Here is a 22,468-nt window from a genome sequence, read left to right as displayed (position 1 = left end):
TCAGGCGAGCGTGCCGTCGGCCACCCGCGGCATCCGGTCGACTTTCGCGGTGTCGAGCACAAGCTCGGCAACCCGTGACCGGTGCTCCTCTGCACTGCCCAGCAGCGCGGCGTCGGTGGTGGCGCGCTTGAAGTACAGGTGTGCCTGGTGCTCCCACGTGAAGCCGATGCCGCCGTGCACCTGGACGGTGTCCGCGGCGATCTTGGCCAGCGCCGCTGACGCGGTGGCCTGCGCGATGCTCACCGCGAGTGCGGGATCGTCGGTGCCGTCCGCCAGTGCCCACACCGCGTGGTACGCCGTCGAGCGGGCGTGCTCGAGATCGAGGAGCAGGTCCGCAAGCTTGTGCTTGACGGCCTGGAACGACCCGATCGGCCTGCCGAACTGAAGTCGCGACTTCGCGTAGGAGACCGACAGGTCGAGCAGGTGCTGACCCGCGCCGACCTGCTCGACGGCCAGCAGCGCCGAACCGACCTGCAGCGCGTGGGTGATGACGCGGTCGGCCTCGTCGGCACCGGCGACGACAATGCCGGCTGCGCCGGACAACTCGACGGTCGCCTGGGGTCGGGTCAGGTCGAGGGTGCCCAGCGGCGTGCGTTGCACACCCGACGCCGAGGCGTCGACGGCGTACAGCACGATCCCGTCGGAGTTCCGCGCGGCCACCAGCAGGACGTCGGCCGCACCCGCGTCGACGACCCGCTCGACGGTGCCGGTCAGCGCATCACCGTCGACGGTCACCGTCACGTCGCCCAGCGCGCCTGCATGGTCCGGCACGGCGAAGGCCGCGGTGCGTCCGCCCTCCACCAGATCGGCCAGCAGGCCGTCACGCGCCTGGCTCGCAGACGCCGCTACCAGGGCCGGAATCGACAGGAACACGGTGCCGAACAGAGGGCCGCACGCCAGCGATGCGCCCAATTCCTCGACGGCGACCGCCTGGTCGACGAGCGTGCCGCCCACACCGCCGTCGGCCTCAGGAACAGAGAGGCCGAGCACACCGAGTTCGGCGCCGAGCCGCGCCCACACCTTCGGGTCGAACGGAGGGTCGGACTCCATCAGGTTGCGCACCGACTGCTCGTCGAAGTTCTCCGCACAGAACTTGCGCACCGCCGCACGCAGCTGTGCCTGCTCGTCGGTGAAGATGAACTCAGCCTGATTGCGGGGCTGATCCGCAAGCTCCTCAGCCTGATTGCGGGGCTGATCCGCAAGCTCCTCAGCCTGATTGCGGGGCTGATCCGCAAGCTCCTCAGCCACGGGGGATCTCCTTCCACGGCATGCCTGCATCCGCCCGCAGATCGCCCGGCAGTCCGAGGATTCGCTCACCGAGAATGTTGCGCATCACCTCGGAGGTGCCGCCTTCGATGGTGTTGGCGCGGCTGCGCAGGAACCGCTGCTGAATAGGGCCCTGCCAATCCTTCTCGCCGATGCGCGCTCCGCTGTCATAGCCGTGGTACAGAAGTCCTTCCGGCCCAAGGAAATCCATGCAGAACTGGTAGATCTGCTGGTTGAGCTCCGCGCCGACCAGCTTGCCGATCGAACCTTCCGGGCCCGGACCTCCGACACCCGCCGAGGCGCGTGACCGTTCGGATGTGAGGCGCTGCGCCTCGGAGCGCAGCCACAGCTGGGTGAGCCGGTCACGGAGCACCGGGGTCTGCCGGTGCGGCCGCGACGCCCACAGCGACACGGCCTCCGAAATCGTGCCCGCGCCACGCCGGCTCGCGCTGCCGCCCAACGCGGTGCGTTCGTTCATCAGCGTGGTCATCGCGACGTTCCAGCCGTTGCCGATATCGCCGAGCCGGTGTTTGTCGGGGATCCGCGCATCGGTGAAGTAGACCTCGTTGAACTCCGCCTGCCCCGTCATCTGGCGCAGGGGCCGGGTTTCGACGCCGGGATCGTGCATGTCGACGACGAAGTAGGTCAGGCCCTTGTGCTTCGGCACGTCGGGGTTGGTGCGCGCGAGCAGCAGACCCCAGCGGGCCCGGTGCGCCAGGCTGGTCCACACCTTCTGGCCGTTGACGATCCACTCCTCTCCATCGGGAACCGCCGTGGTGGCCAGCCCGGCCAGGTCCGAACCCGCGCCCGGCTCCGAGAACAGCTGGCACCAGAGGTCGTCGGTGGTGGCCAGCGGCCGCAGCCACTGCCTCTTGACCTCGTCGCTCTGCGCGTGCTCCCGGATCGTCGGCGCTGCCATGCCGTAGCCCATGGGGTTCAGGCCGAGCGGCACGGGACCGCCCGCGCTCTGCAAAATGCCATCGGCGACTGCCTGCAGACCGCGGGAGACCCCGAGGCCGCCCAGGCCCTCGGGGAAGTGCACCCACGAGAGCCCGGCGTCATAGCAGGCACCGAGGAACTCCGGGATGGGGACGGATTTCGGGTCGTGCTCGGCCACGACCTTCTTGGCCAAACCGGCCACGTGATCCGCGTGGGCAGGTGTACTCATGCAGTCACGATAAGGCGAGCGTCGGGGGACGCTGTGCGGCGGGCCACACCTTGGCTGGGTATCCTCTGAGGCGTTGTCACTAAAGCAGAGGGTCGCGCGACCGGGTGACGTTAGGTAAGTCTCGTGAAGGACGTGATCACCCATGCGCGCGCCGGTTGAGCCGCAGAACAGCCCTGCCCGGGACCCCGCTTCGGTCCGTACCGCGGGCGGACATTGGCTGTCTGTGCTGCTCGTCGAGGATGACCGTGGCGACGCGATCCTCGTCGAAGAGCTGATCGCCGACGCCGCCGCCGACATCACCTGTGCCTGGGCCCCGTCGTTGGCCGACGCCGAACGCGAGTTGGCGATCGGGCAACCGGACTGCGTGCTGCTCGACCTCAACCTGCCCGACGCCAGTGGAATGGAGGCGCTCGAGCGCATCAGGAGCGCCAACCCCAACATTCCGATCGTGGTGCTCACCGGCCTTTCCGACGAACACTTCGGCATGTCGGCGGTCGCTTCCGGCGCGCAGGACTACCTGGTCAAGGGCCGCGTCGAGCCCGAGATGCTGCGACGCGCCGTGCTGTATGCGATCGAACGCAAAAGGGCGGAGGCCACCGCGGTCGAACTGCACGCCAGCCAGCTTCGGGCCATGGAGAACTCCCGGCTCGAACGTGGCCTCTCGCCGTCACCGCTGTTACTCGAGAACCCGGGCGTCGAAATCATCGCAAGGTATGTGCCCAGCAGGGAGAACACCCTGCTCGGCGGCGACTTCTACGACTTCGTGCAGACCCCGGACCGGACCGTGCACGTGATGATCGGCGACGTCGCCGGTCACGGACCTGACGAGGCGGCGTTGGGCGTGGCATTGAGGATCGCCTGGCGTGCCCTCACCTTCGCCGGGCTGCGCGGCCCCGACCGCATGCGCGAGCTGGAGCGGATTCTTCGAACCGAACGCGCGGGGAAGGGCATCTTCGCGACCGTGTTGAGCCTCGCCATCCCGCCGGAGGCCTCCCAGTTCCGCGCGGTACGGGCCGGGCATCCCGGCATGTTGCTGCACGGCAATGGAACCGTGGACTGGTTGGAGCCCCCCGGTGGCCCGGCGCTGGGGCTGCAGACCGGCGGATGGGACTATCACCTGGTGGAGTGGCCGCAGGGCACCGGACTGGTACTGCTGACCGACGGACTCTTCGAGGGCCACGCAGGAACGGGCAACATGCGTCTCGGCGAGGAGGGGCTGCTCGAATTGGCCCGTAAGCACGCCGCTCTTCCCGGGCCGGACTTCGTCGACGCGCTGATCGGTGAGGCCGCGCAGCGCGCGCAGGCTCACGGCGGACTGACCGACGACATCGCGGTGGTCCGCGTGGAACGCACCGCTCGATGACCGACCGCCAAGCGGACGCATCCGTGGCCGGGCGGAAGCCGGGACGACAGCTCACCGTTCAGGGATGGCAGAACCTGGTGTTGTCGGCGATGGGTTTGGTCGTGCTCACCGGTCTGGTGGCCGGCGGCCTGCTGATGCACCGCACCGACCAGCTCTCGCGCGAGCTGATCGACACCATCCAGCCGGCGCGGGTGCAGGCCTATGCGTTGCAGGCGGCCCTTCGTGATCAGGAGACGGCGGTCCGCGGCTACGTCATCACGGCCGACAAACAGTTCCTCGAGCCGTACTACACCGGCCAGGACGGCCAGAAGCAGGCGGCGGACAACGTCAGGCAACTGGTCGGCGCGCACACCGAACTCATGGCGGACCTCGATGCGGTCGAGCAGGCCACGCAGTCGTGGCGCGCGTCCTATGCGGAGCCGATCATCGCCGACATCGGCCGTGGTGTGCCAGGGAACAGTCGTACTCTCACCGATCGCGGCAAGACCGAGTTCGACCGCCTGCGAGCGCTTTTCGACCGCCAGAACGAGAATCTGCGCGTCGCGCGGACCGGTGGGGTCGAGGAGCTCGACCGCATGCGCCACTGGCGCGACGCGCTGGCGATCTCCATGGTGGTCGCGTTCGTCGGCCTCGCGGTCGTGCTGGCGCTGCTGGTGCGAAGCGCGGTGACCCGACCGCTGGACCGGCTGGCCGCCGCGTGCAGGCGCATCACCGAGGGAAACTTCGGCGAACGCATCGTCCCGAGCGGGCCGCGCGACATCCGGTCCATCGCCGTTGCGGTCGAGGACATGCGGCAGCGGATCGTGGACGAGCTCGACGCCTCGAAGACCGCGAAGGCCGCCCTCGACGACCAAACCGAAGAGCTGCGGCGGTCCAATGCCGAGCTCGAGCAGTTCGCCTACGTCGCCAGCCACGATCTGCAGGAGCCGCTGCGCAAGGTCGCGTCCTTCTGCCAGCTGCTGGAGAAGCGGTATGGCGACCAGCTCGACGAGCGCGGCGCCGAATACATCGGGTTCGCGGTCGATGGCGCCAAACGCATGCAGCGGCTCATCAACGACCTGCTTACGTTCTCGCGTGTCGGGCGCCTCGGTTCGACGCACACGGAAGTCGACCTCAACGACGCGCTGCACACCGCCCTGGGCAACCTGTCGACGGCCATCGACGAGTCCGATGCCGAGGTCGTCCGGCCCGACGAGCCGCTCCCGGTCATCGACGGAGACCCAACCCTGCTTGCGATGCTGTGGCAGAACCTCATCGGTAACGCGGTGAAATTCCGCAAGGAGGGAGTCACCCCGCGGATCGTCATCGAGTGCGGCCCGAGCACTGACGGCGACGAGCCCGGATGGCTGTTCAGCGTCACCGACAACGGCATCGGCATCGGCGCCGACTTCGCCGACAAGGTGTTCGTCATCTTTCAGCGCCTGCACGGCCGCGACGAGTACAGCGGTACCGGAATCGGGCTGGCATTGTGTAAGAAGATCGTCGAATATCACGGCGGATCCATTCGGGTCGACACTTCCTACACCGGCGGAACCCGATTCCTGTTCACGCTGCCCGCCACTCCCACCACCGAACCCAACGAGATCCCCACCGCTCTTCTGGAAGGAACACAGTGACATCAGCTGTCCGCCCCATCGACGTCCTACTGGTCGAGGACGATCCCGGCGACGAACTCATCACCCGGGAAGCGTTCGAGCACAACAAGATCAGCAACAACCTCCATGTCGCGCACGACGGTGAGGAAGGGTTGGACTTCCTCTACAAGCGCGGCCGCTACGAGGGCGCGCCGCGGCCAGACCTGATCCTGCTCGACCTGAACCTGCCGAAGTACGACGGCAGGCAGCTGTTGGAGCAGATCAAGAACGACGACGATCTGTGCCACATCCCGGTCGTCGTGCTGACCACGTCGTCGGCCGAGGAGGACATCCTCAAGAGCTACAAGCTGCACGCCAACGCCTATGTCACCAAGCCGGTGGACCTCGACCAGTTCATGAGCGCCGTTCGCCAGATCGACGAATTCTTCGTGCAGGTGGTCAAGCTGCCCAAGCCGTGAGGCGCGACGTCAGGTCACGACACCTTGCGCGGCATCGACGTGGTTCCACTCGAGGCGCACCCGGGTGCCCGCCGGCGTCGAGTCGATGGTGGCGCGATCGGCGAGTGCCTGCATCAGCGGGATGCCGCGACCACGGGAGATCTTCTTGTTCTCGCCGTTGGCCATGCGCCACGCCCCTTCGTCGGTCACCGTGACGGCCAGAGTCGACGATGCGGTGTCATAGTCGGCGAGCAGATGCATGGCTCCGGGATGGTCGGCCTTCGCGTACGCGAACTCCGCGGCGTTGGCCAACGCCTCGTTCACGGCCAGCACCACGTCGCTGACCTTCGTCGGGTCGAGGGCGAAATACCGTTTGAGCCAGATACCGAACTCCTGCCGTAACTGCGCGGCGCGCGCAGCATCGGCAAGGACACTTGTCTGTGCGAACCGTGTTCTCGAGTCGCTTTGACCTGAAGCTTCCATCTCAGCGTGGTGGCTACCCGATAGTCGCTCTTTTAACTCGTCAACGCGGCGAGTGCTTCGTCGAGTGTGGCGTAGAGATCAACCACATCGGTGACGCCGACGAGCTTCAGCGGCCTGCTGGTGGCGGGGCCGTCGGCCACCACAGCCAGTTTGACACCGGGAGCCAGGTCGTCCACGGCGGCGATGAGCACGCCCATACCCGCCGAGGCGAGGAACTCCACGCCCGTCATGTCGACCACGACGGCGGTGGGTGCGCTCTTGGCGGCCTCGGCGATCGCCTTCTCCAGATCCGGGGCTGTCAGCATGTCCACCACGCCGGCTACCGACACCACGCTGGTGGAATCGATGCGGCGTTCCTCGATCGCGCAGCTGCTTGAAGCCGCACCCTCCATGCTCACCTCCACGTAGCCGATCCGCCCCTACGGCGACAGCACAGCGAGTTTACCGGCACAGGTGGAATACCACGAAGCTGGTCGGGAGTTGGGAGAAGGCATGACTGCCTCCGACTTCGATCCGCACGCGCTGCTCGCCGAGGCCAGGCTCGGTGTGCTGGCGACGATCAAGTCCAGCGGGCTGCCGCAGCTGTCGCCCGTCACCCCGTTTTACGACCGCACGGCGGGCGTGGTCTACGTGTCGATGACCGACGGCCGTGCCAAGACCGCGAACCTTCGGCGCGACCCGAGGGCGGCGATCGAGGTCACCAGCGCCGACGGCTGGGCATGGGCGACCGCGGAGGGCCCGGTGACGCTGACCGGGCCCGGCGCCGATCCGCGCGGGCCCGAGGTCGAGGCGCTGGTGGACTACTACCGCAGCGCCGCGGGCGAACACCCGGACTGGGCGCAGTACCGGTCTGTGATGGTGTCCGACCGCAGGGTGCTGATGGCGATGACGGTGGACCGGGTCTACGGCGAGAAGCTGCGCTGACGCGGGATCTCCCCTGCAATCCGGTCGAGTAATGCGGGGTAGCGGTTCGCCTCGCGGTGGCCGCTCGGCTTGCCACTGCTGATGAGCCCGGCCGCCAGCCTTCGTTCGGGGTCGGCCCAGACCGCGATGTTGGTCAGCCCGGTGTTGCCGAACGCCGCGGGCGAGTTGCGGCCATACGGTCCGAAACGCTTGTTCCCGAGCATGTAACCCGTGCCCCAGCGGCGCGGGGCGAATCCGTCGGCGATGTCGGGGCGCAGCCGCCTGCACTCCCTCGTCGCCTCCCGGAGCGTCTCGGGACGCATCACGCGCACCCCGTCGAGTTCTCCGCCCCGGACCAGGATCTCGGCGAACCGCGACATCTCGTCGGCGGTGGACACGAGGTTGGACGACGGCACGACGCCGGTCAGGAACAGCGGTGTGTTGGAGAACGGGATGATTTCGGCGAGGGTGCCGCCGACGGCCATCCTGAACGCCTTGGCGATCGGTGTGGGCAGCGGCTTGCCGGTGACGTGGCTCGGCGCCACCAGAGGCACGTCGGCCTCGGCGACCCCGAAGTTGGTCCAGCGGAAACCGAGCGGCTCGAGGATCTCGGTGGCGAGGATCTCGCGGATGTTGCGGCCCGTCGCCGCTGAAACGATCTCCCGCACCAGCGGCCCCCACGTCACTCCGTGGTAGATGTGCATCAGGCCGGGGCGGTGTATCGGCTTGAGCTCGCCCAGCTTGCGGCGGGCGTACTCGGTGTCGTCCATCCGGTCGAGATTCGGCCGCGGCCCGGTGGCGAACGGGACGCCCGCGCTGTGGGTCATCACGTGCCGGATCGTGGTGCGGTCCTTGCCGTGGCTGGTGTAGGTCGGCAGGTAGTCACAGACGCGGTCGTCCATGGAGAAGGCGCCGCGTTCGACGAGCATGTGCACCACGGTCGTCGCGATCGCCTTGGCCGCCGAGAAGGCGCAGAACGCGGTGTCGGTGGTGACCGGAATCTTCTCGGCGTCCGGAGCATCGTCGGGGGCGTTGCCCCAGCCGTGTCCGATCGCACGGTTGAGCACCACCTTGCCGTTGTGGCGCAGGCACAGCTGGATCGCCGGATGCATACCCGCGGCATACCAGTGCCGGGCCGCCTGCCAGATGCGGTCGACGGCGGCGGGATCGATCTCGGAATGATCTTCGACGCCGACGTCAGTGACCTCGTCGAGGTCGGCCGGAACCCGGATTCTGCCGGTGAGGATGTCGCCCATACTCGCTTTCTGCTTCACGCTTTCTGCTTCACGTTCGTCGCAATGTGGCGGTCAGGTGCGGTTGCAGCGGCTGACCGACCGCACCCATGTACACGGTGTAGGTCAGCTCGTCGCCGTCGACGCGGATGAAACGGCCGAGCGCCGTGACCTCCTTGGCGGATGCGCTACGCCCGATGGCCGTCGCGGCCAGTTCCATTTCGATCGCGGCGCCGTGTACCGACACCACTCCCTCCTCGATCTCGGCGACACCGGTCGGATGCGCCAGGATCAGCTCGACGCGGGCTTCGGACGGGACACGCAGATAGCCGGTCTCCGCGTGCAGCGGACGGCCATCGTCGGTGGCCTTCGTCTTCTGGGCGTAGCTGAGGAACGGCTTGCCGACGTGGGTGAACGTGACTTCTTCGAGGTAGCCGAACGGCGCGATGGTCGGGTACACGCCTTCTCCCTGACCTGCCCAGACCCCGAGTAGCGGAGCCAGGCAGGCGACGTCGGGGTGGAGATCGGGCACGGGGTCAGTCTATGGATCGCCCGACTTGGGTATTAGTCGGCGTATGGCCGCGACGCTGGGTTTACCCGATAAGGTCCGCGCATGTCTGTTCGACCTCGACGGTGTGCTCACCGACACGGCGAGCGTGCACCGCAAGGCATGGAAGGTGATGTTCGACGACTACCTGCGCGCGCGGGCACAGCGTGAGGGCGACCGGTTCGTCCCGTTCGACATCGAGGGCGATTACCAGACGTACGTCGACGGCAAGAAACGCGAGGACGGGGTGCGGTCCTTCCTCGACAGCCGCGGGATCTCGCTGCCGGACGGCGACCCGAACGACGGGCCGGACGCCGAGACCGTCTACGGGCTGGGCAACCGGAAGAACGAGCTGTTCCAGCAGACGCTGCACTCGGATGGCGTCGAGGTCTTCGAGGGATCCCGGCGCTACCTCGAAGCGGTGTCGGCCGCGGGGCTCTCGGTCGCGGTCGTCTCGTCGAGTGCCAACACCCGCGAGGTGCTCGACGTGACCGGCCTGGCCGAGTTCGTCGAGGTCCGTGTCGACGGGATGACGATGCGCGAGGAGAACATCGCGGGAAAGCCCGCGCCGGACTCGTTCCTGCGCGCCGCGCAATTGCTCGACACATCAGCAGATCAAGCCGCCGTCTTCGAGGACGCGATCGCGGGGGTCGCCGCGGGGCACGCAGGCGCATTCGGACTCGTGGTCGGGGTCGATCGGGTGAACCATGCAGATGAGTTGCGGCGCAACGGAGCCGACATCGTGGTCGAGGATCTGGCCGAGCTGCTGGCTGATGCCCGATGATCGAAACCGACATCTTTCCGATAGAGCCGTGGCACGTCCGCGAAACGACGTTGAACCACGACATCCTCGCCCAGACCGAATCCCTGTTCGCGTTGTCCAACGGCCACATCGGACTGCGCGGGAACCTCGACGAAGGCGAACCTCACGGGTTACCGGGGACGTACCTGAACGGGTTTTACGAAACCAGACCACTGCCGTACGCCGAGACCGGGTTCTCCTATCCCGAGGACGGGCAGTCCATTGTCGACGTCACCAACGGGAAGATCATCCGCCTGCTGGTCGAGGACGAGCCGTTCGACGTCCGGTACGGCGAATTGCTCGAGCATGAACGAACATTGGATATGCGGGCGGGCACCCTCGCCCGGCAGGCGCGGTGGCGGTCGCCTGTCGGAAAACAGGTTCGCGTCTCGACAACGCGGCTGGTTTCACTGGCCCAGCGCGGCGTGGCCGCCATCGAGTACGTGGTTGAAGCCGTCGACGACTTCGTTCGGGTGACCGTCCAGTCGGAGCTCGTCGCCAACGAGGATCAACCGGAGCGTTCTGACGACCCGCGGGTGGCCGCCGTGATCTGTAATCCGCTGGAGGCCATCCGCCACGAGGCCACCGACGACGGAGCGGTGCTGATTCATCGCACGCGATCGAGTCAGTTGATGACGGCCGCGGCGATGGAGCACGACATCGACGTTCCCGGACGTGTCGAGGTCGACACCGAGGCATCGGACGACGTGGCCCGCACCACCGTGATTTGCGGACTTCGTGCCGGCCAGCGGCTACGGATCGTCAAGTACCTGGCGTATGGCTGGTCGAGCCTGCGTTCGCGGCCTGCGCTGCGCGATCAGGTCGCCGGGGCGCTCGCCGGAGCCAAGTACACCGGCTGGGACGGACTGCTGGAAGCACAGCGCGCCTACCTCGACGACTTCTGGGACTGCGCCGACGTCGAGGTGGAGGGTGACCCCGAGTGCCAACAGGCGGTGCGCTTCGGCCTGTTCCATGTCTTCCAGGCCAGCGCACGCGCCGAACGCCGGGCGATCCCGGGCAAGGGGCTCACGGGAACGGGGTATGACGGACACGCCTTCTGGGATACCGAGGGGTACGTGCTGCCCGTGCTGACCTACACGGCCCCGGCCGCGGCCGCGGATGCGCTGCGCTGGCGCAACACCACGCTCGACTTGGCCCGCGCACGCGCGCACGAACTCGACCTCGACGGCGCAGCCTTTCCGTGGCGCACGATCCACGGCGAGGAGTGCTCGGCGTATTGGCCCGCGGGCACCGCGGCCTGGCATGTGAACGCCGATATCGCCATGGCCTTCGAGCGCTATCGCGTTGTCACCGGCGATGATTCGCTTGAGGCCGAGTGCGGGCTCGAAGTGCTCGTCGAGACCGCACGGCTATGGCACTCGCTGGGACACCATGACAGACATGGCGTTTGGCACCTCGACGGGGTGACCGGACCTGACGAGTACACGGCTCTGGCCCGTGACAACGTGTTCACCAACCTGATGGCGGTGCACAACCTGCAGACCGCCGCGGACGCGTGCGAACGCCATCCGGACCACGCCGACGCGTTGAACGTCACCCCCGAGGAGATGGCTGGATGGCGCGATGCGGCGAGGGCGGCTCATATTCCCTACGACGAAGACCTCGGCGTGCACGAGCAGAGCGCGGGATTCACCACGTTGCGCGAATGGAACTTCACCGAGAACACGTCCTATCCGCTGCTGCTCAACGAGCCCTATGTTCGCCTCTATCCGTCGCAGGTCGTCAAGCAAGCCGATCTGGTGTTGGCGATGCACTGGCGCAGCCACGCCTTCACCCGTGAACAGATGGCACGCAACCTCGATTACTACGAGCCGCGCACCACGCGGGATTCGTCGCTGTCGGCGTGCACCCAGGCGGTGATCTGCGCGGCGGCGGGCCATCTGGAACTCGCCCACGACTACGCCTACGAGGCAGCGCTCATCGACCTGCGCGATCTGCACGACAACACCAGGGACGGCCTGCACATGGCGTCGCTCGCCGGCGCGTGGACCGCGTTGGTCGCCGGGTTCGGCGGCCTGCGTGACGACGAAGGAATCCTTGCGCTCGACCCCCAGCTACCCGACGGCATCCAGCGGTTGTGCTTCCGGCTTCGTTGGCGCGACTTCCGAGTAACGGTCGACGCAGGCCATGACCGGGTCACCTATACGTTGCGCGACGGCCCACACACCGCGCTGACGATCTTGCACGCGGGAGAGAAACTCGACCTCAGCACCACCTCGCCCTCGTCAGTGCCGATCAGGCGCCGCCCCGCGCTTCTGCCCCCACCGAAGCAGCCGCCGGGACGCGCACCGTCGCACCGGTCCAGGAACGCGTGACACCGCGGTGGATGGCGAGAAACCCGCCGCCACAGCGAGGCTGCAGCGGCGGGTTCCTCGTATTCGAACGAACTACTAGCCCGCCATGAAGGTGTCGTAGGCCGACTGCAGATCGGCAGGCAGCACCGACACGTTGCACTGACGCTGCTTGTCGCCGATTGGGCTAAGGATGCCCTTCAGGTCGTAATACTCACCGGGGTTGGCGGTGAAATAGTTACGCAGGTCGGTCTCCGCCTGGCCGCGCGGCTGGTTGAACGCAGCCGTCACGACCTGGTTGGCGCTCGGGTGGTCGTTCAGGTAACCACGCGCCGCTGCGAGCGTCGAGCCGGCGGTCCCGGCCACATCGGCTGCACTGCATCCCTGCGGTGCAGCCACGGCAGACGGCGCGGCGATGGTCGCCGCGGCGACTCCGCCGAGCAGCGAGCCGACGATTGCACCGGTCACTTTCCGGCGCGCAGTGATACCACTGGAATTCATAATCAATTGTTCCTTCAGATCGCGAATCGTTCGTTTTTCCCCGCCCGGATCAAAGGTAGCCCAAGCCGAAAGTGGTCAAACGTGGCGAACTTATCGCTGGTGGCGAACGTGTGAAGCGTTACCTCCGCGGGACGTGATCTCTACCTCAATATTGCCGAAACCATTAAGTCCGCAGCCAGAATCGCCGCCATTGCATAAGCGTTTCTCATATTTGTGCGGTCGCGCTTAATTGATCGTGATATCGACGGTGATCGAATCGTTATGGAGGGCGCCTGCTAAGTCGACGGCATCTCGTATCTGGCCAGCAGTCGCTCGATGAAGTCCGTCGCCTCGGTGTGTCCACGGGTGATGCCGAGGCTTCGTTCCAGCACCAGGATCCTGGCCAGGCTTGTGACGATCATCGACATCACCACCGGCGGGAACTCGGCCGTGTCGACGCCGTGTGCGCGCATCGCCAGGGTCACCGCACTTTCCTCGAGCGCGCCGTAGCGCGCGGCGTAGTTGATGATCTCGCTGCGGATCTCCTTGCGGTGGTTGGCCAGCGCCATGAACTCCATCAGCAGCCGTGCCCCGTGCGCGTTGTTGAGCTGCCACAGCGCATGCAGAGGCCGGTCTTCGGCCAGCGCCTCACGCTGGCGGGTCAGGTTAATCTCGGCGCCTTCCCGCAGCACGGCGAGGAAAAGGTCGTCCATGCTCGGGAAGTAGTAGTGCACGAGTGCGGGTTTGACCCCAGCCTTGGCGGCGACCCGCCGCGATGATGCGGCGGCGTAACCCTCTTCGAGCATTACTTGGGCAGTCGCTTGAATCAGAGCGCGACGCGTCACGGAGTCGCGGACAGCTGGCTTCGGCGCCGTCATCTGGGCCTTGACCGCGCGGCGCGTCGACTGCTAGACATGGCGTCAGCATAAATGTTGGGCAATCGCCCAACAAGTGCTCACTCACATCGAGGTGCAATGGCCGGACGGGTAGAAGGCAAGGTCGCGTTCATCACCGGCGCCGCGCGCGGCCAGGGCCGCAGCCACGCGGTGCGGCTGGCAGAAGAGGGCGCCGACATCATCGCGGTCGACATCTGCCGCGGGTTCGACGATTCGACCGCACCGGCCGCAACCCCCGAGGACCTCGCCGAAACCGCCGACATGGTGAAGAACCTCGGCAGGCGCATCGTCACCGAAGAGGTCGACGTGCGCGACTTCGAGGCGCTGAAGGCTGCCGTCGACAGTGGCGTCGAAACTTTGGGCGGGCTCGACATCGTGGTGGCCAACGCGGGCATCGGCACCACCGGCGTGAAGCTGCACAAGATGCGCGAGGACATCTTCGACGAGACCATCGACGTCAACCTCGGTGGTGTGTGGAAGACGGTCAAGGCCGCGGTGCCGCACCTGCAGGCGGGTGGCCGCGGCGGATCGATCATCATCACCAGCTCGGTCGGCGGCACCAAGGCCTATCCGCAGGTCGGCCACTACATCGCCGCCAAGCACGGCGTCGTCGGGCTGATGCGCACATTCGCCGTCGAGCTGGGTCACCAGTCGATTCGCGTCAACACCGTCCACCCCACCCACGTCTGCACGCCTCTGTTGATGAACAAGCAGACCTACCGGCTGTTCCGTCCCGACCTGGAGAACCCGGGGCCCGACGACCTCGCGCCCATCTGCCAGTCCTTCCACTTCCTTCCGATCCCGTGGGTTGAGCCGGTCGACATCAGCAACGCGGTGCTGTTCCTGGCCTCCGACGAAGCGCGCTACATCACCGGCGTCACTCTGCCGGTGGACGCAGGCAGCCTCCTGAAGTAGAGAAGCCATGACGATTTCCGAGGACGCCGCCGTTTACTACGACCCGTACGACCTCGACATCGCGGCCAACCCGTGGCCGACCTACGCGCGCCTGCGTGAGGACGCCCCCATCTACTACAACGAGCGGTACCGCTTCTGGGCGATCTCCCGGCACAGCGACGTCGAGTCCGCGGTCACGGACTGGGAGACGTTCTCGAACTCCCGCAGCGACATCCTCGAACTGGTCAACTCCGAATTCGACATGCCCAAGGGCGTGATGATGTTCGAGGACCCCCCGGTGCACACGATGCTGCGCGGTCTGATGAGCCGGGTGTTCACCCCGCGCAGGATGGCCGAAATCGAGGACCAGATTCGCCAGTTCTGCGTCAATTGCCTTGATCCGCATGTGGGTTCGGACGGTTTCGATATCGTCGCCGAGCTGGCTTCGATGATGCCGATGCGGGTGATCGGCATGCTGCTCGGCATTCCGGAGTCCGACCAGGTCGCAGTGCGCGACGCCAACGACGCCAGCCTGCGCACCCGGCCCGGTGCCCCGATGAAGGTCGCCAACGCCGACAAGATCGCCGACGGCGCCATCTACGCCGATTACGTCGAGTGGCGCTCGAAGAACCCGTCGGATGATCTGATGACGGTGCTGCTCAACATGGAGTTCACCGACGAGAACGGTGTCACCCGCAAGCTGCACCGCAAGGAGATCCTGCACTACGTCCAGGTGGTCGCGGGCGCGGGCAACGAGACCACCGGCCGTCTGATCGGGTGGCTGGCCAAGGTGCTGGCCGAGCACCCGGAGCAGCGGCGCGAGATCCACTCCGACCGCTCGCTGCTGACCCGTGCGGTCGACGAGACCCTGCGTTTCGAGCCGACCGGTCCCCACGTAGCGCGCTACACACTCAAGGACTTCGAGATGTACGGCACAACGGTGCCGGCGGGCAGCGCCGTCCTCCTGCTGTTCGGTGCGGCCAACCGCGATCCGCGGCGCTACACCGACCCGGATCGCTACAACATCCACCGCGACAACATCAGCCATCTCACCTTCGGCAAGGGCGTGCACTACTGCCTCGGCGCCAACCTCGCCCGGCTCGAGGGCCGCGTCGCGCTAGATGAGCTGCTCAACAGGTGGCCCGAATGGGGGATCGACTACGACACCGCGGTGCCAGCACCGACGTCGACCGTGCGGGGATGGGAACGGCTTCGAGTCGTACTGCCGTGACCGGCCGCCAACCGTAGGGAAACACCCGATATCCCAGCAAATGCCTGCCGCGATAGCGTCTGCTGACAGCCGACTGTCAGAAAGGGCGTTGAGCAGACATGAGGTCGACTTTCGCCGTGCTCGGTGTCATCGCTGCGACGTGTATCGGATGTGGGTCCCACACCGTTTCGAGCCCCGGCCCGAGCTCGACCGCGGCCGCACCGCAGACCGGGACTGCGAGCAGTTCCCCGGCAGCAGGCGGCGGTTTCGCCGGTTCCGCCCAGCCGTGGACGGCCGACGTGTCCGGGTCCGGGAAATCCGAGCGCAGCGACGCGATCCTGCAGACACTGACCCAATTGGGTGGCTGGGGAAACGACAATGTGCTCCAGACCGACTTCTCTATCTCGATCTTCAACGCCGACAGCAACACTCCCCGAATGGACGTGGTGGGGATCGAGGACTACTGCGGTGGCGGCCCGGACTGCGACAGCGTTCCGACCCAGATGCCGGTGCCCGAGGATGCGAACATCGAAGGGTCGCAGGATCTTTCCTGTGACATATCGGGAAATACCGATGGGCAGGGCGACTGTCATCTGCTGGTGGCGGATAGAGACGAGCAGAAGCTCTATGAGCTGTATCAGGCCAACAAAGACGGCGACGCCATGACCACGCAGGCGATGTTCATCTGGGATCTGACCAAGACGTACCCCGAGAATCTGCGAGGGGACCAGTGCACCAGCGCCGACGCCGCGGGCTTCCCGATCGCCGCCATGACGCCAACGGCCGACGAAGTCGCCTCCGGGACAGTGAATCACGCGCTGCGCTTCATACTTCCGAATGACCGGATGAAGGCAGACGTCTACGTGCACCCGGCGACCCACGCGGGCGGGCCCGAGAGCACCGAGGCCGACGCCCCGCCCTACGGGGTGCGGCTCCGGCTGAAGCCCGATTTCGACGAGTCGACCTACTCCGATTCCGAGAAGGTCATCCTGACGGCGCTCAAGAAGCACGGCATGCTGTTGGCCGACGGCGGCGACATCGCATTGACATTCGCCGACGACCGCAACAACTCGGCCAAATGGTCTGACCTCGGTATCGAGGCGCAATCGTTCAGCGACATCGGTGTGGACCAGTTCGAGGTGGTCGAGCTCGGCGAGGAGGTCCCGCTCACCTACGACTGCGTGCGCAACCCCTGACCGCAGCCTCAGTGACCGGGCTGGCCCATGTGCCTTCCGAGTTCGGCGCGCGAATGGATGCCCAGTTTCCGGTAGATGCGGGCCAGATTCGACTCGACGGTCTTCGGGCTGATGAACAGCGCGGCGGCGACATCGCGGTTGGTCATGCCCGACGCCGCCAGTTCGGCCACCCGCTGCTCGGACGGGCTGAGATTGGACATGCGACGCGTTCCGACATCGGCGCGGGCGAGCTCGGCGCGGGCGCGGTCGGACCACAGCCGGGTGTTGAGGTCCTCGAACGTCTGCAGCGCTTCTCGCAGAGTCGTTGCGGCCTGGTCCTTTTGGCGCTGTCGCCGCAGTAGCTGGCCTGCGAGCAGCTGGGTGCGGGCACGCTCGAAGGGCATGGGCAACCGGTCGTGTTCGGCGAGCGCCTGCTGGACAGCGCGGTTGGCGCCGTCGACGTCGCCACCCGCCGCGAGCATCATGCCCCGGCAGCGTGCGCCGACGGCGCTCGTCCACGGCCGGTCCAGCCGCCTGCCGTTGCGCTCGAGCATGGCGACCATCGGTTCGGCCTCGGCCAGCCTGCCGAGGTGGATCAACGCCTCGGCGGCGTCGGGCACATAGGACGCATTGATGACCTCCGTCGAATCCGGAAAGAGTTCGAGCATCGGCAAGAGGGGCGCAACAGTTGTCAGCGCGGCTTCGTAGTTGCCCAGCGAGACCTCCAGAAATCCGAGCATGGTCACCGGCCACTCGCCGAGCCTGCGCGATCCGCACCGTTCGCTGGCCGCGAGCGCCTCGGCCACGTCGCGGCGGACCGACTGCTCGTCGCCTGCGTAGGCGGCGACGGCGGCGCGCACCGTCAACGCGACCGACAGCGGTAGGTCACCGTTGAGTTGATGTGCCCGCTCGACCGTGTCCTCCGCGATGAGGGTGGCGTCGGCCATCGCGCCGCGCCAGATGTCGATGAGCACCGAGTGGAAGTCGATGAACGAAAGTTCGCCCTCCTCACCGCGATCGATGCATCGACGGCGAATCGACTGCATCTCCCGGCACGCCCGTTCCAGTTCGCCGGTCCAGGCCAGCAGCAATGCGTTCTGGACGCGTGGACTGAAGGGGGAGGAGACGTCGGCATCCCCGTCCTCCAGGTTGATCGCGCGCTCGAGGCTGTGCGTATCGAAGCCGTCGCCGCGCATGAAGTGCAGCATCACCCGCATGCCGAGCGCCTGACTCAGTGCGTGCGGCTCGCCGAGTTCGGTGGCGCTGGCGACCGCTTCTTCGATGTGCTGCACTGCGAGCTCCATCCGACCCGCGTTGACCGACGCGAAGGACAGCGACACCAGGATGGCGACCCGCTGGGCGAGCTCGTCGGCGACATCGTCGAGCGCCAGCTCGAGAAGATCGGCGGCCTCGTCGAAGCTGTCGTTCAGCGACGCCACGAGGGCGAGCAGGGTGTAGGCCTCCGCCCGCCGCGGTCCTGCCTCGAGTCGCTCGATCGTGTCCTGCAGGAGCACCCTGGCCCGTGCGGGCTCGCCCGCGTCGAAATGATGTGCAGCAGAGAGGATGCGGCGCTCAGGGGTGCCGCCCCCGAGGCCGATGGCCAGATCGAGCAGCTCGGCCGCGGCGGCGGGGGCACCGCGACTGCGCGCCATGTCGGCCGCCTCGTCGAGCGACATCAACGTGAGCTCGTCGCCGTGGGTCGCCGCCATCGCGAGATGTCTGGCCTTCAACTCCGGCTCGTCGACGATCTCCGCCAGCCTGCGGTGCATCGACCGGCGGCGCGCGGGCGTCACGTCGGTGTAGAAGCCCGTGGCCAACAGGGGATGTGTGAAACGCAACCGGTGTCCGTCGATCCCGACGATGCCCTTCCCTTCGACGTCCTCCAACTGTGTCGCGACGTCGTCGGCGGCGATCCCGGTGGCGCGTGACACCAGCTCGACGGTCGGGGCGGCGTGGCACGCCATGGCGAGCAGCACATCGCGTGCGGACTCGTCGAGGCTGCCGATCCGGGCCCGGACCAGCTCGGTGAGCGTCATGGGCAACGGCAGCTCAGCGCCGTTTCGGTGACCGTCCATCTCGCGGGCCAGCTCGAGCGCATAAAACGGATTGCCGCCCGAAACCTCTTGTATCCGAACGATTGCCGGCCGCGACAGCGAGCGTCCCAGCCGCTGGGTGATGACGGCGTTCAAACCGCCGAGGCTCAAGGGCTTGAGGTGTATCCGCCGGACGCCGTCCGGTTGCGGCAGCTGCAGCCAGGACGCCGCGCCGCCGCCGTCGTCCGGGTCGGTTCGGACCGTGCCGAAGACGCCGACGCTCGCCGAGAGCCTGCGCGCCGCGAACGCGATGACGTTCCGGCTCGACGGATCGAGCCATTGCAGATCGTCGATCGCGACGAGCACAGGGGTGTTTTCGGCCAGCAGTTCGAGCACCGACAGAAAGCCCGCCCCCACGGCCCGCTGGTCGGTGGTCAGGTCCTCGGTTTCGGCCCGCAGCAGAACGCGATCGATCGCAAGTCGTTGTGGAGTCGGCAAGTCGATGAGCACCGATTGGTCGACGCCCGAAAGCAGGTCGGCGAGCGAGGCGTACGCGAGAACGGACTCCGCTTCGGCGGGCCGCGCCGTCAGCACAAGGAAACCGCGCTCGTGGGCGAGTTCCATCGTCGAGAGGCACAGGGTCGTCTTGCCGATGCCCGGCTCGCCTTCGGCGACCAGGCAGGCGGGCCCCGCCGCCGCGGCACCGAGGAATGCCGCAACCGCTCGGCCCTCGTCGGGTCGACTAACGACGCGGCTCGGCACGCGCTCAGTATCGCAAGAGATTTTGCTGAACGCGCCTCAGATCGGGATATTGACCGTGCTATCCGGCTAGCGAACCCGGCGATCAATGTTGCCGAACAGCATTTTTCGCCGCGCCTCCATGGAGCGCTCCCGGAGTTGGCCCCTCTGCCGTTGGGCCTCGAATCGCTTGTCGCGCCGACGTTTCCGGGCTTCGCACTGATCGACGGCTTCACCTTTGGTGTCGACCTGTTACTGCTGTCGGGTTTACCTGCGGGCTTGGCGTCCGCTTCACCTGGCGGTGACGGTGACCTACGCGCGCACAGCAGGTGTGAAGCGGACTCATAGCATTCGTGTCGGCCCAGCCCAGGGTCCTGCCAGATCCGATTTCTACGGTTTGTCCAACTCGTAGAGAGGATGGACCATTGAGAAGCACCACCATCGGCGCGGGCCTGATCGCCATGGCCGCGTTGTCAACGATCGTGTCGACGCCGGGTGTCGCGGCCGCTGATGACTATGCGGGGCAGAAGTATTCCGATGTCATGTCGAAACTCGGTGACTCGGACCTGACCGGCGTGATCGCGACCCGATCCGGTGACCTCGTCGACTACGACGACTGCGTCGTATCGAGTTCGGAGAAGGCGCCGTGGATCAAGGGCGACGACTTCGCACCGGTCACCGACACCGTGCTGCTGAACCTGAACTGCAACTCGGGGGTGGCTTCAGCCAAGGCGTCGGGCAACTCCAAGGCCAGTCCCGAAGGCAGGGCGGCGATGGCGGCCGCCAAGGAGGAAGAGCAACAGGAGCAGGCGCAGGCGGCCGCCGATACGGCCAAGGCCAAGCGCTAGGCCTGGCTGCGCGACGGGAAGGGGTCGTTGCTGAAGTCGATCTGGGCCGACGCGTTCGCTACGGCGGTCACCAGCGCCGAGCCGAACGCGCCGATGCGGTCGAACATCGTCGCCGTGCCGACGGAGACGCCGTCTGCCGCCCAGTGCGAGTCGGCCTGCACACCCATCCATTCGTCGACAGGAAGCCGCGCCAGCGCGACGGTCAGATCGCCGTTGATGTAGCCCACGCCCGCAGAACCGAGGTTCGTGACGAGGCTGGCGCCCTCCGCGACCATCGCGCCGCGCACGAACGGGGCGTTCTCCCGCCCCTCGACCACGTCGATCATCCGATTGATGAATCGCTTGCGGGCGGTGTGCTGGTGCTCGGCGATGCCCTTCGTCCAGCCGACACCGTCGCTGCCCATGTAGGACAGCCCCACCCCGCCCAGTTCGTCCGGCCACGTGAACTCGGTGTCGGCGGTCCACTCCTCGCCCCGCGGCGGCTCCCCCAGGCGGTAGGAGACCATCGTCGCGCGCGCCACGGGGACGCCGTCCTGCACGATCTCGCATTCCGCGTTGCGGACCCTGCGGCCGTCCCTGATCAGCCTCACCTTGGTGGTGGTCGGCACGCCGCGGGCGGCCTTGAATAGGTCGACGGTCAGCCGGGCAGGCAGGAAGTCAGGCAGGCCGAACTTGTCCTCCAGCGCACGTGCGGCGAGCCCGACCAGAGCGGGACCGTTGAGATGATCGTCTCCCCAGTGACTCTGCGCGTACTTCGTTGGCAGATAGCGGTCCTCGCCGGCCGGGGTGAAATGTGCTGGACGTTGCGCCATCGAGGCATCGTGTCACAGCTCGCTGCGCTGCCCGGCTGGGCATCACCCACCGCTTTCTGACAGACTGAACGGCGAGGGGAGTATTCCTTCGCCGCGGTGTCGTCATCACGTCGACTGTCATCAGACGACCGGCTCGCGGGCCGTGCGGACGGTGGAAGAGACCTCGGGCGTTTTTGGCGACCGGAGGCACCGTAGATGCAAGTAACCCAACTCGAGTGGATCATCACGATCGCGGTGACGGTCTTTGTCCTGCTCTTCGACGTGATCGTGATCGGCAGACGGCCGCACGAACCGTCGAAACGAGAGTTGGTGACGGCGCTTTCACTCTACATCGGGCTCGCGGTGGCGTTCGGCATCTGGGTCTACTTCTTCCACGGCAGCCAGTTCGGTGTCGAGTTCTTCGCCGGCTGGCTCACCGAGTACAGCCTGTCGGTCGACAACCTGTTCATCTTCTTGATCATCATGGCCAGCTTCAACGTGCCGAAGAAGTATCAGCAACAGGCACTCCTGGTCGGCATCATCCTGGCGCTGATCTTCCGCGCCATCTTCATCGCGCTCGGCGCGGTCGCGATCAACCAGTTCTCGTGGGTGTTCTACATCTTCGGCGCGTTTCTGCTCTACACCGCGATCACGCTGGCACGCGACACCGACCACGACGACGACGCGGACAACTTCGTGGTCCGGTTCGCCCGCAGCCACCTGCAGCTGACCGACAAGTGGGACGGCCTGAAGCTCTGGGTCAAGGAGAACGGCAAGCGGCTGATGACACCGATGTTCCTGGTGATCGTCGCGCTCGGCACCACCGATCTGATCTTCGCGCTCGACTCGATCCCCGCGATCTACGGCCTCACCCAAGAGCCGTACCTGGTGTTCACCGCCAACGTGTTCGCGCTGATGGGGCTACGCCAGCTGTACTTCCTGCTCGGCGACCTGCTCAAGCGGCTGGTCTACCTGTCACAGGGGCTTGCGATCATCCTCGCCTTCATCGGCGTGAAACTGATCCTGCACGCGCTGCACGAGAACGAGCTGCCGTTCATCAACGGCGGCGAGCACGTGCCGGTGCCGGAGATTCCCACGCTGCTGTCCCTCGGCGTGATCATCCTCGTCCTGGTCATCACCACCGCCGCGAGCCTCTACAAGACGCGCGTCAAGGACAAGACGGGCGCCGAGGAGGACGTGCCGCAGCAGTGAGCCTCGAGCTGCCCGCACGAGCCACCGCGCTCGGCCGCGAGCCGGCGACGCCCCTTCATTAAGTCAGTCGATTGATTTAGCGT

21 protein-coding genes are annotated in these 22,468 nt (G+C 66.6%); 11 read left to right on the top strand and 10 right to left on the bottom strand.

Annotation, left to right across the window (positions count from 1 at the left end):
- Together C6A82_RS26330 and C6A82_RS26325 are read right to left on the bottom strand one after the other, a co-directional pair.
- Nucleotides 1-1,248 (bottom strand): acyl-CoA dehydrogenase family protein, encoded by a 1,248-nt coding sequence (locus tag C6A82_RS26330; protein ID WP_105342162.1) that lies wholly within the window; start codon nt 1,246-1,248, stop codon nt 1-3.
- Nucleotides 1,241-2,434, bottom strand: coding sequence for an acyl-CoA dehydrogenase family protein (locus tag C6A82_RS26325; protein WP_105342161.1), 1,194 nt, complete (start codon nt 2,432-2,434; stop codon nt 1,241-1,243). Before C6A82_RS26325 ends, C6A82_RS26330 begins: the two co-directional genes overlap by 8 nt.
- Before the next feature lie 142 nt (nt 2,435-2,576).
- On the opposite strand from C6A82_RS26325, the gene C6A82_RS26320 reads away from it, so the two are divergent.
- The 3 genes from C6A82_RS26320 to C6A82_RS26310 are packed head-to-tail and all read left to right on the top strand — an operon-like array spanning nt 2,577 to nt 5,850.
- Entirely contained in the window at nt 2,577-3,797 is a 1,221-nt protein-coding gene (locus C6A82_RS26320) for a PP2C family protein-serine/threonine phosphatase (protein WP_105342159.1), read from the top strand.
- A complete protein-coding gene (locus tag C6A82_RS26315) occupies nt 3,794-5,413 on the top strand; it encodes a CHASE3 domain-containing protein (RefSeq protein ID WP_105342158.1) in 1,620 nt (539 codons plus the stop codon). The genes C6A82_RS26320 and C6A82_RS26315 overlap by 4 nt, the downstream gene beginning before the upstream one ends.
- Complete coding sequence (locus tag C6A82_RS26310) at nt 5,410-5,850, top strand: response regulator (RefSeq protein WP_105342156.1); 441 nt, start codon at nt 5,410-5,412, stop codon at nt 5,848-5,850. The genes C6A82_RS26315 and C6A82_RS26310 overlap by 4 nt, the downstream gene beginning before the upstream one ends.
- Before the next feature lie 9 nt (nt 5,851-5,859).
- Here C6A82_RS26310 and C6A82_RS26305 read toward each other — a convergent pair whose 3' ends face one another.
- Together C6A82_RS26305 and C6A82_RS26300 are read right to left on the bottom strand one after the other, a co-directional pair.
- Nucleotides 5,860-6,312, bottom strand: coding sequence for an ATP-binding protein (locus C6A82_RS26305; RefSeq protein WP_311101555.1), 453 nt, complete (start codon nt 6,310-6,312; stop codon nt 5,860-5,862).
- A 32-nt stretch (nt 6,313-6,344) separates the two neighbouring features.
- Nucleotides 6,345-6,704 carry an STAS domain-containing protein gene (locus C6A82_RS26300; protein ID WP_105341200.1) on the bottom strand — a complete coding sequence of 120 codons (360 nt, stop codon included), beginning with the start codon at nt 6,702-6,704 and terminating at the stop codon, nt 6,345-6,347.
- A 100-nt stretch (nt 6,705-6,804) separates the two neighbouring features.
- Here C6A82_RS26300 and C6A82_RS26295 point away from each other — a divergent pair, with 100 nt between their 5' ends.
- A complete protein-coding gene (locus C6A82_RS26295; RefSeq protein WP_311101554.1) occupies nt 6,805-7,236 on the top strand; it encodes a PPOX class F420-dependent oxidoreductase in 432 nt (143 codons plus the stop codon).
- Here C6A82_RS26295 and lipE read toward each other — a convergent pair.
- Nucleotides 7,215-8,471: a lipase LipE gene (gene lipE, locus C6A82_RS26290; RefSeq protein WP_105341442.1), complete on the bottom strand. Its 1,257-nt coding sequence runs from the start codon at nt 8,469-8,471 to the stop codon at nt 7,215-7,217. The genes C6A82_RS26295 and lipE overlap by 22 nt on opposite strands.
- Nucleotides 8,472-8,499: 28 nt before the next feature.
- Complete coding sequence (locus tag C6A82_RS26285; RefSeq protein WP_105341441.1) at nt 8,500-8,979, bottom strand: peroxynitrite isomerase; 480 nt, start codon at nt 8,977-8,979, stop codon at nt 8,500-8,502.
- A gap of 43 nt (nt 8,980-9,022) precedes the next feature.
- Here C6A82_RS26285 and C6A82_RS26280 point away from each other — a divergent pair, with 43 nt between their 5' ends.
- Together C6A82_RS26280 and C6A82_RS26275 are read left to right on the top strand one after the other, a co-directional pair.
- Nucleotides 9,023-9,778 (top strand): beta-phosphoglucomutase family hydrolase, encoded by a 756-nt coding sequence (locus C6A82_RS26280; protein WP_105341439.1) that lies wholly within the window; start codon nt 9,023-9,025, stop codon nt 9,776-9,778.
- Nucleotides 9,775-12,132 (top strand): glycoside hydrolase family 65 protein, encoded by a 2,358-nt coding sequence (locus C6A82_RS26275; protein ID WP_311101553.1) that lies wholly within the window; start codon nt 9,775-9,777, stop codon nt 12,130-12,132. Before C6A82_RS26280 ends, C6A82_RS26275 begins: the two co-directional genes overlap by 4 nt.
- A 75-nt stretch (nt 12,133-12,207) precedes the next feature.
- Here C6A82_RS26275 and C6A82_RS26270 read toward each other — a convergent pair whose 3' ends face one another.
- Both C6A82_RS26270 and C6A82_RS26265 read right to left on the bottom strand, forming a co-directional pair.
- Nucleotides 12,208-12,609, bottom strand: a complete 402-nt coding sequence (locus C6A82_RS26270) for a heme-binding protein (RefSeq protein WP_105342984.1) — start codon at nt 12,607-12,609, stop codon at nt 12,208-12,210.
- Nucleotides 12,610-12,884: 275 nt separating this feature from the next.
- Nucleotides 12,885-13,466, bottom strand: coding sequence for a TetR/AcrR family transcriptional regulator (locus C6A82_RS26265; protein WP_105342986.1), 582 nt, complete (start codon nt 13,464-13,466; stop codon nt 12,885-12,887).
- 96 nt (nt 13,467-13,562) lie between these two features.
- Between C6A82_RS26265 and C6A82_RS26260 the strand changes: the two genes are divergently transcribed.
- The 3 genes from C6A82_RS26260 to C6A82_RS26250 all read left to right on the top strand — a co-directional run bounded on the left by C6A82_RS26260 (nt 13,563) and on the right by C6A82_RS26250 (nt 16,784).
- Nucleotides 13,563-14,399 (top strand): mycofactocin-coupled SDR family oxidoreductase, encoded by an 837-nt coding sequence (locus tag C6A82_RS26260; protein ID WP_105342988.1) that lies wholly within the window; start codon nt 13,563-13,565, stop codon nt 14,397-14,399.
- A gap of 7 nt (nt 14,400-14,406) precedes the next feature.
- Nucleotides 14,407-15,609: a cytochrome P450 gene (locus tag C6A82_RS26255; protein ID WP_105342990.1), complete on the top strand. Its 1,203-nt coding sequence runs from the start codon at nt 14,407-14,409 to the stop codon at nt 15,607-15,609.
- Nucleotides 15,610-15,707: 98 nt separating this feature from the next.
- The gene (locus C6A82_RS26250) at nt 15,708-16,784 is read left to right on the top strand and encodes a hypothetical protein (RefSeq protein ID WP_199193643.1); all 1,077 of its coding nucleotides are present in this window, start codon (nt 15,708-15,710) and stop codon (nt 16,782-16,784) included.
- A gap of 8 nt (nt 16,785-16,792) precedes the next feature.
- On the opposite strand, the gene C6A82_RS26245 is transcribed toward C6A82_RS26250, so the two are convergent.
- Nucleotides 16,793-19,558, bottom strand: a complete 2,766-nt coding sequence (locus C6A82_RS26245; protein ID WP_105342991.1) for a LuxR family transcriptional regulator — start codon at nt 19,556-19,558, stop codon at nt 16,793-16,795.
- A 401-nt stretch (nt 19,559-19,959) separates the two neighbouring features.
- On the opposite strand from C6A82_RS26245, the gene C6A82_RS26240 reads away from it, so the two are divergent.
- Nucleotides 19,960-20,382 carry a hypothetical protein gene (locus C6A82_RS26240; RefSeq protein ID WP_311101552.1) on the top strand — a complete coding sequence of 141 codons (423 nt, stop codon included), beginning with the start codon at nt 19,960-19,962 and terminating at the stop codon, nt 20,380-20,382.
- On the opposite strand, the gene C6A82_RS26235 is transcribed toward C6A82_RS26240, so the two are convergent.
- Nucleotides 20,379-21,194: an acyl-CoA thioesterase domain-containing protein gene (locus C6A82_RS26235; RefSeq protein WP_105344466.1), complete on the bottom strand. Its 816-nt coding sequence runs from the start codon at nt 21,192-21,194 to the stop codon at nt 20,379-20,381. The two genes, C6A82_RS26240 and C6A82_RS26235, sit on opposite strands and share 4 nt — an antisense overlap.
- A gap of 195 nt (nt 21,195-21,389) precedes the next feature.
- Here C6A82_RS26235 and C6A82_RS26230 point away from each other — a divergent pair, with 195 nt between their 5' ends.
- A complete protein-coding gene (locus C6A82_RS26230; protein WP_105344468.1) occupies nt 21,390-22,385 on the top strand; it encodes a TerC family protein in 996 nt (331 codons plus the stop codon).
- Nucleotides 22,386-22,468: the final 83 nt, after the last annotated feature.

This window comes from Mycobacterium sp. ITM-2016-00318 (genome assembly GCF_002968285.2).
In the GTDB taxonomy this organism is placed as follows: domain Bacteria; phylum Actinomycetota; class Actinomycetes; order Mycobacteriales; family Mycobacteriaceae; genus Mycobacterium.
This window is presented reverse-complemented; position numbering and strand designations above follow the sequence as displayed.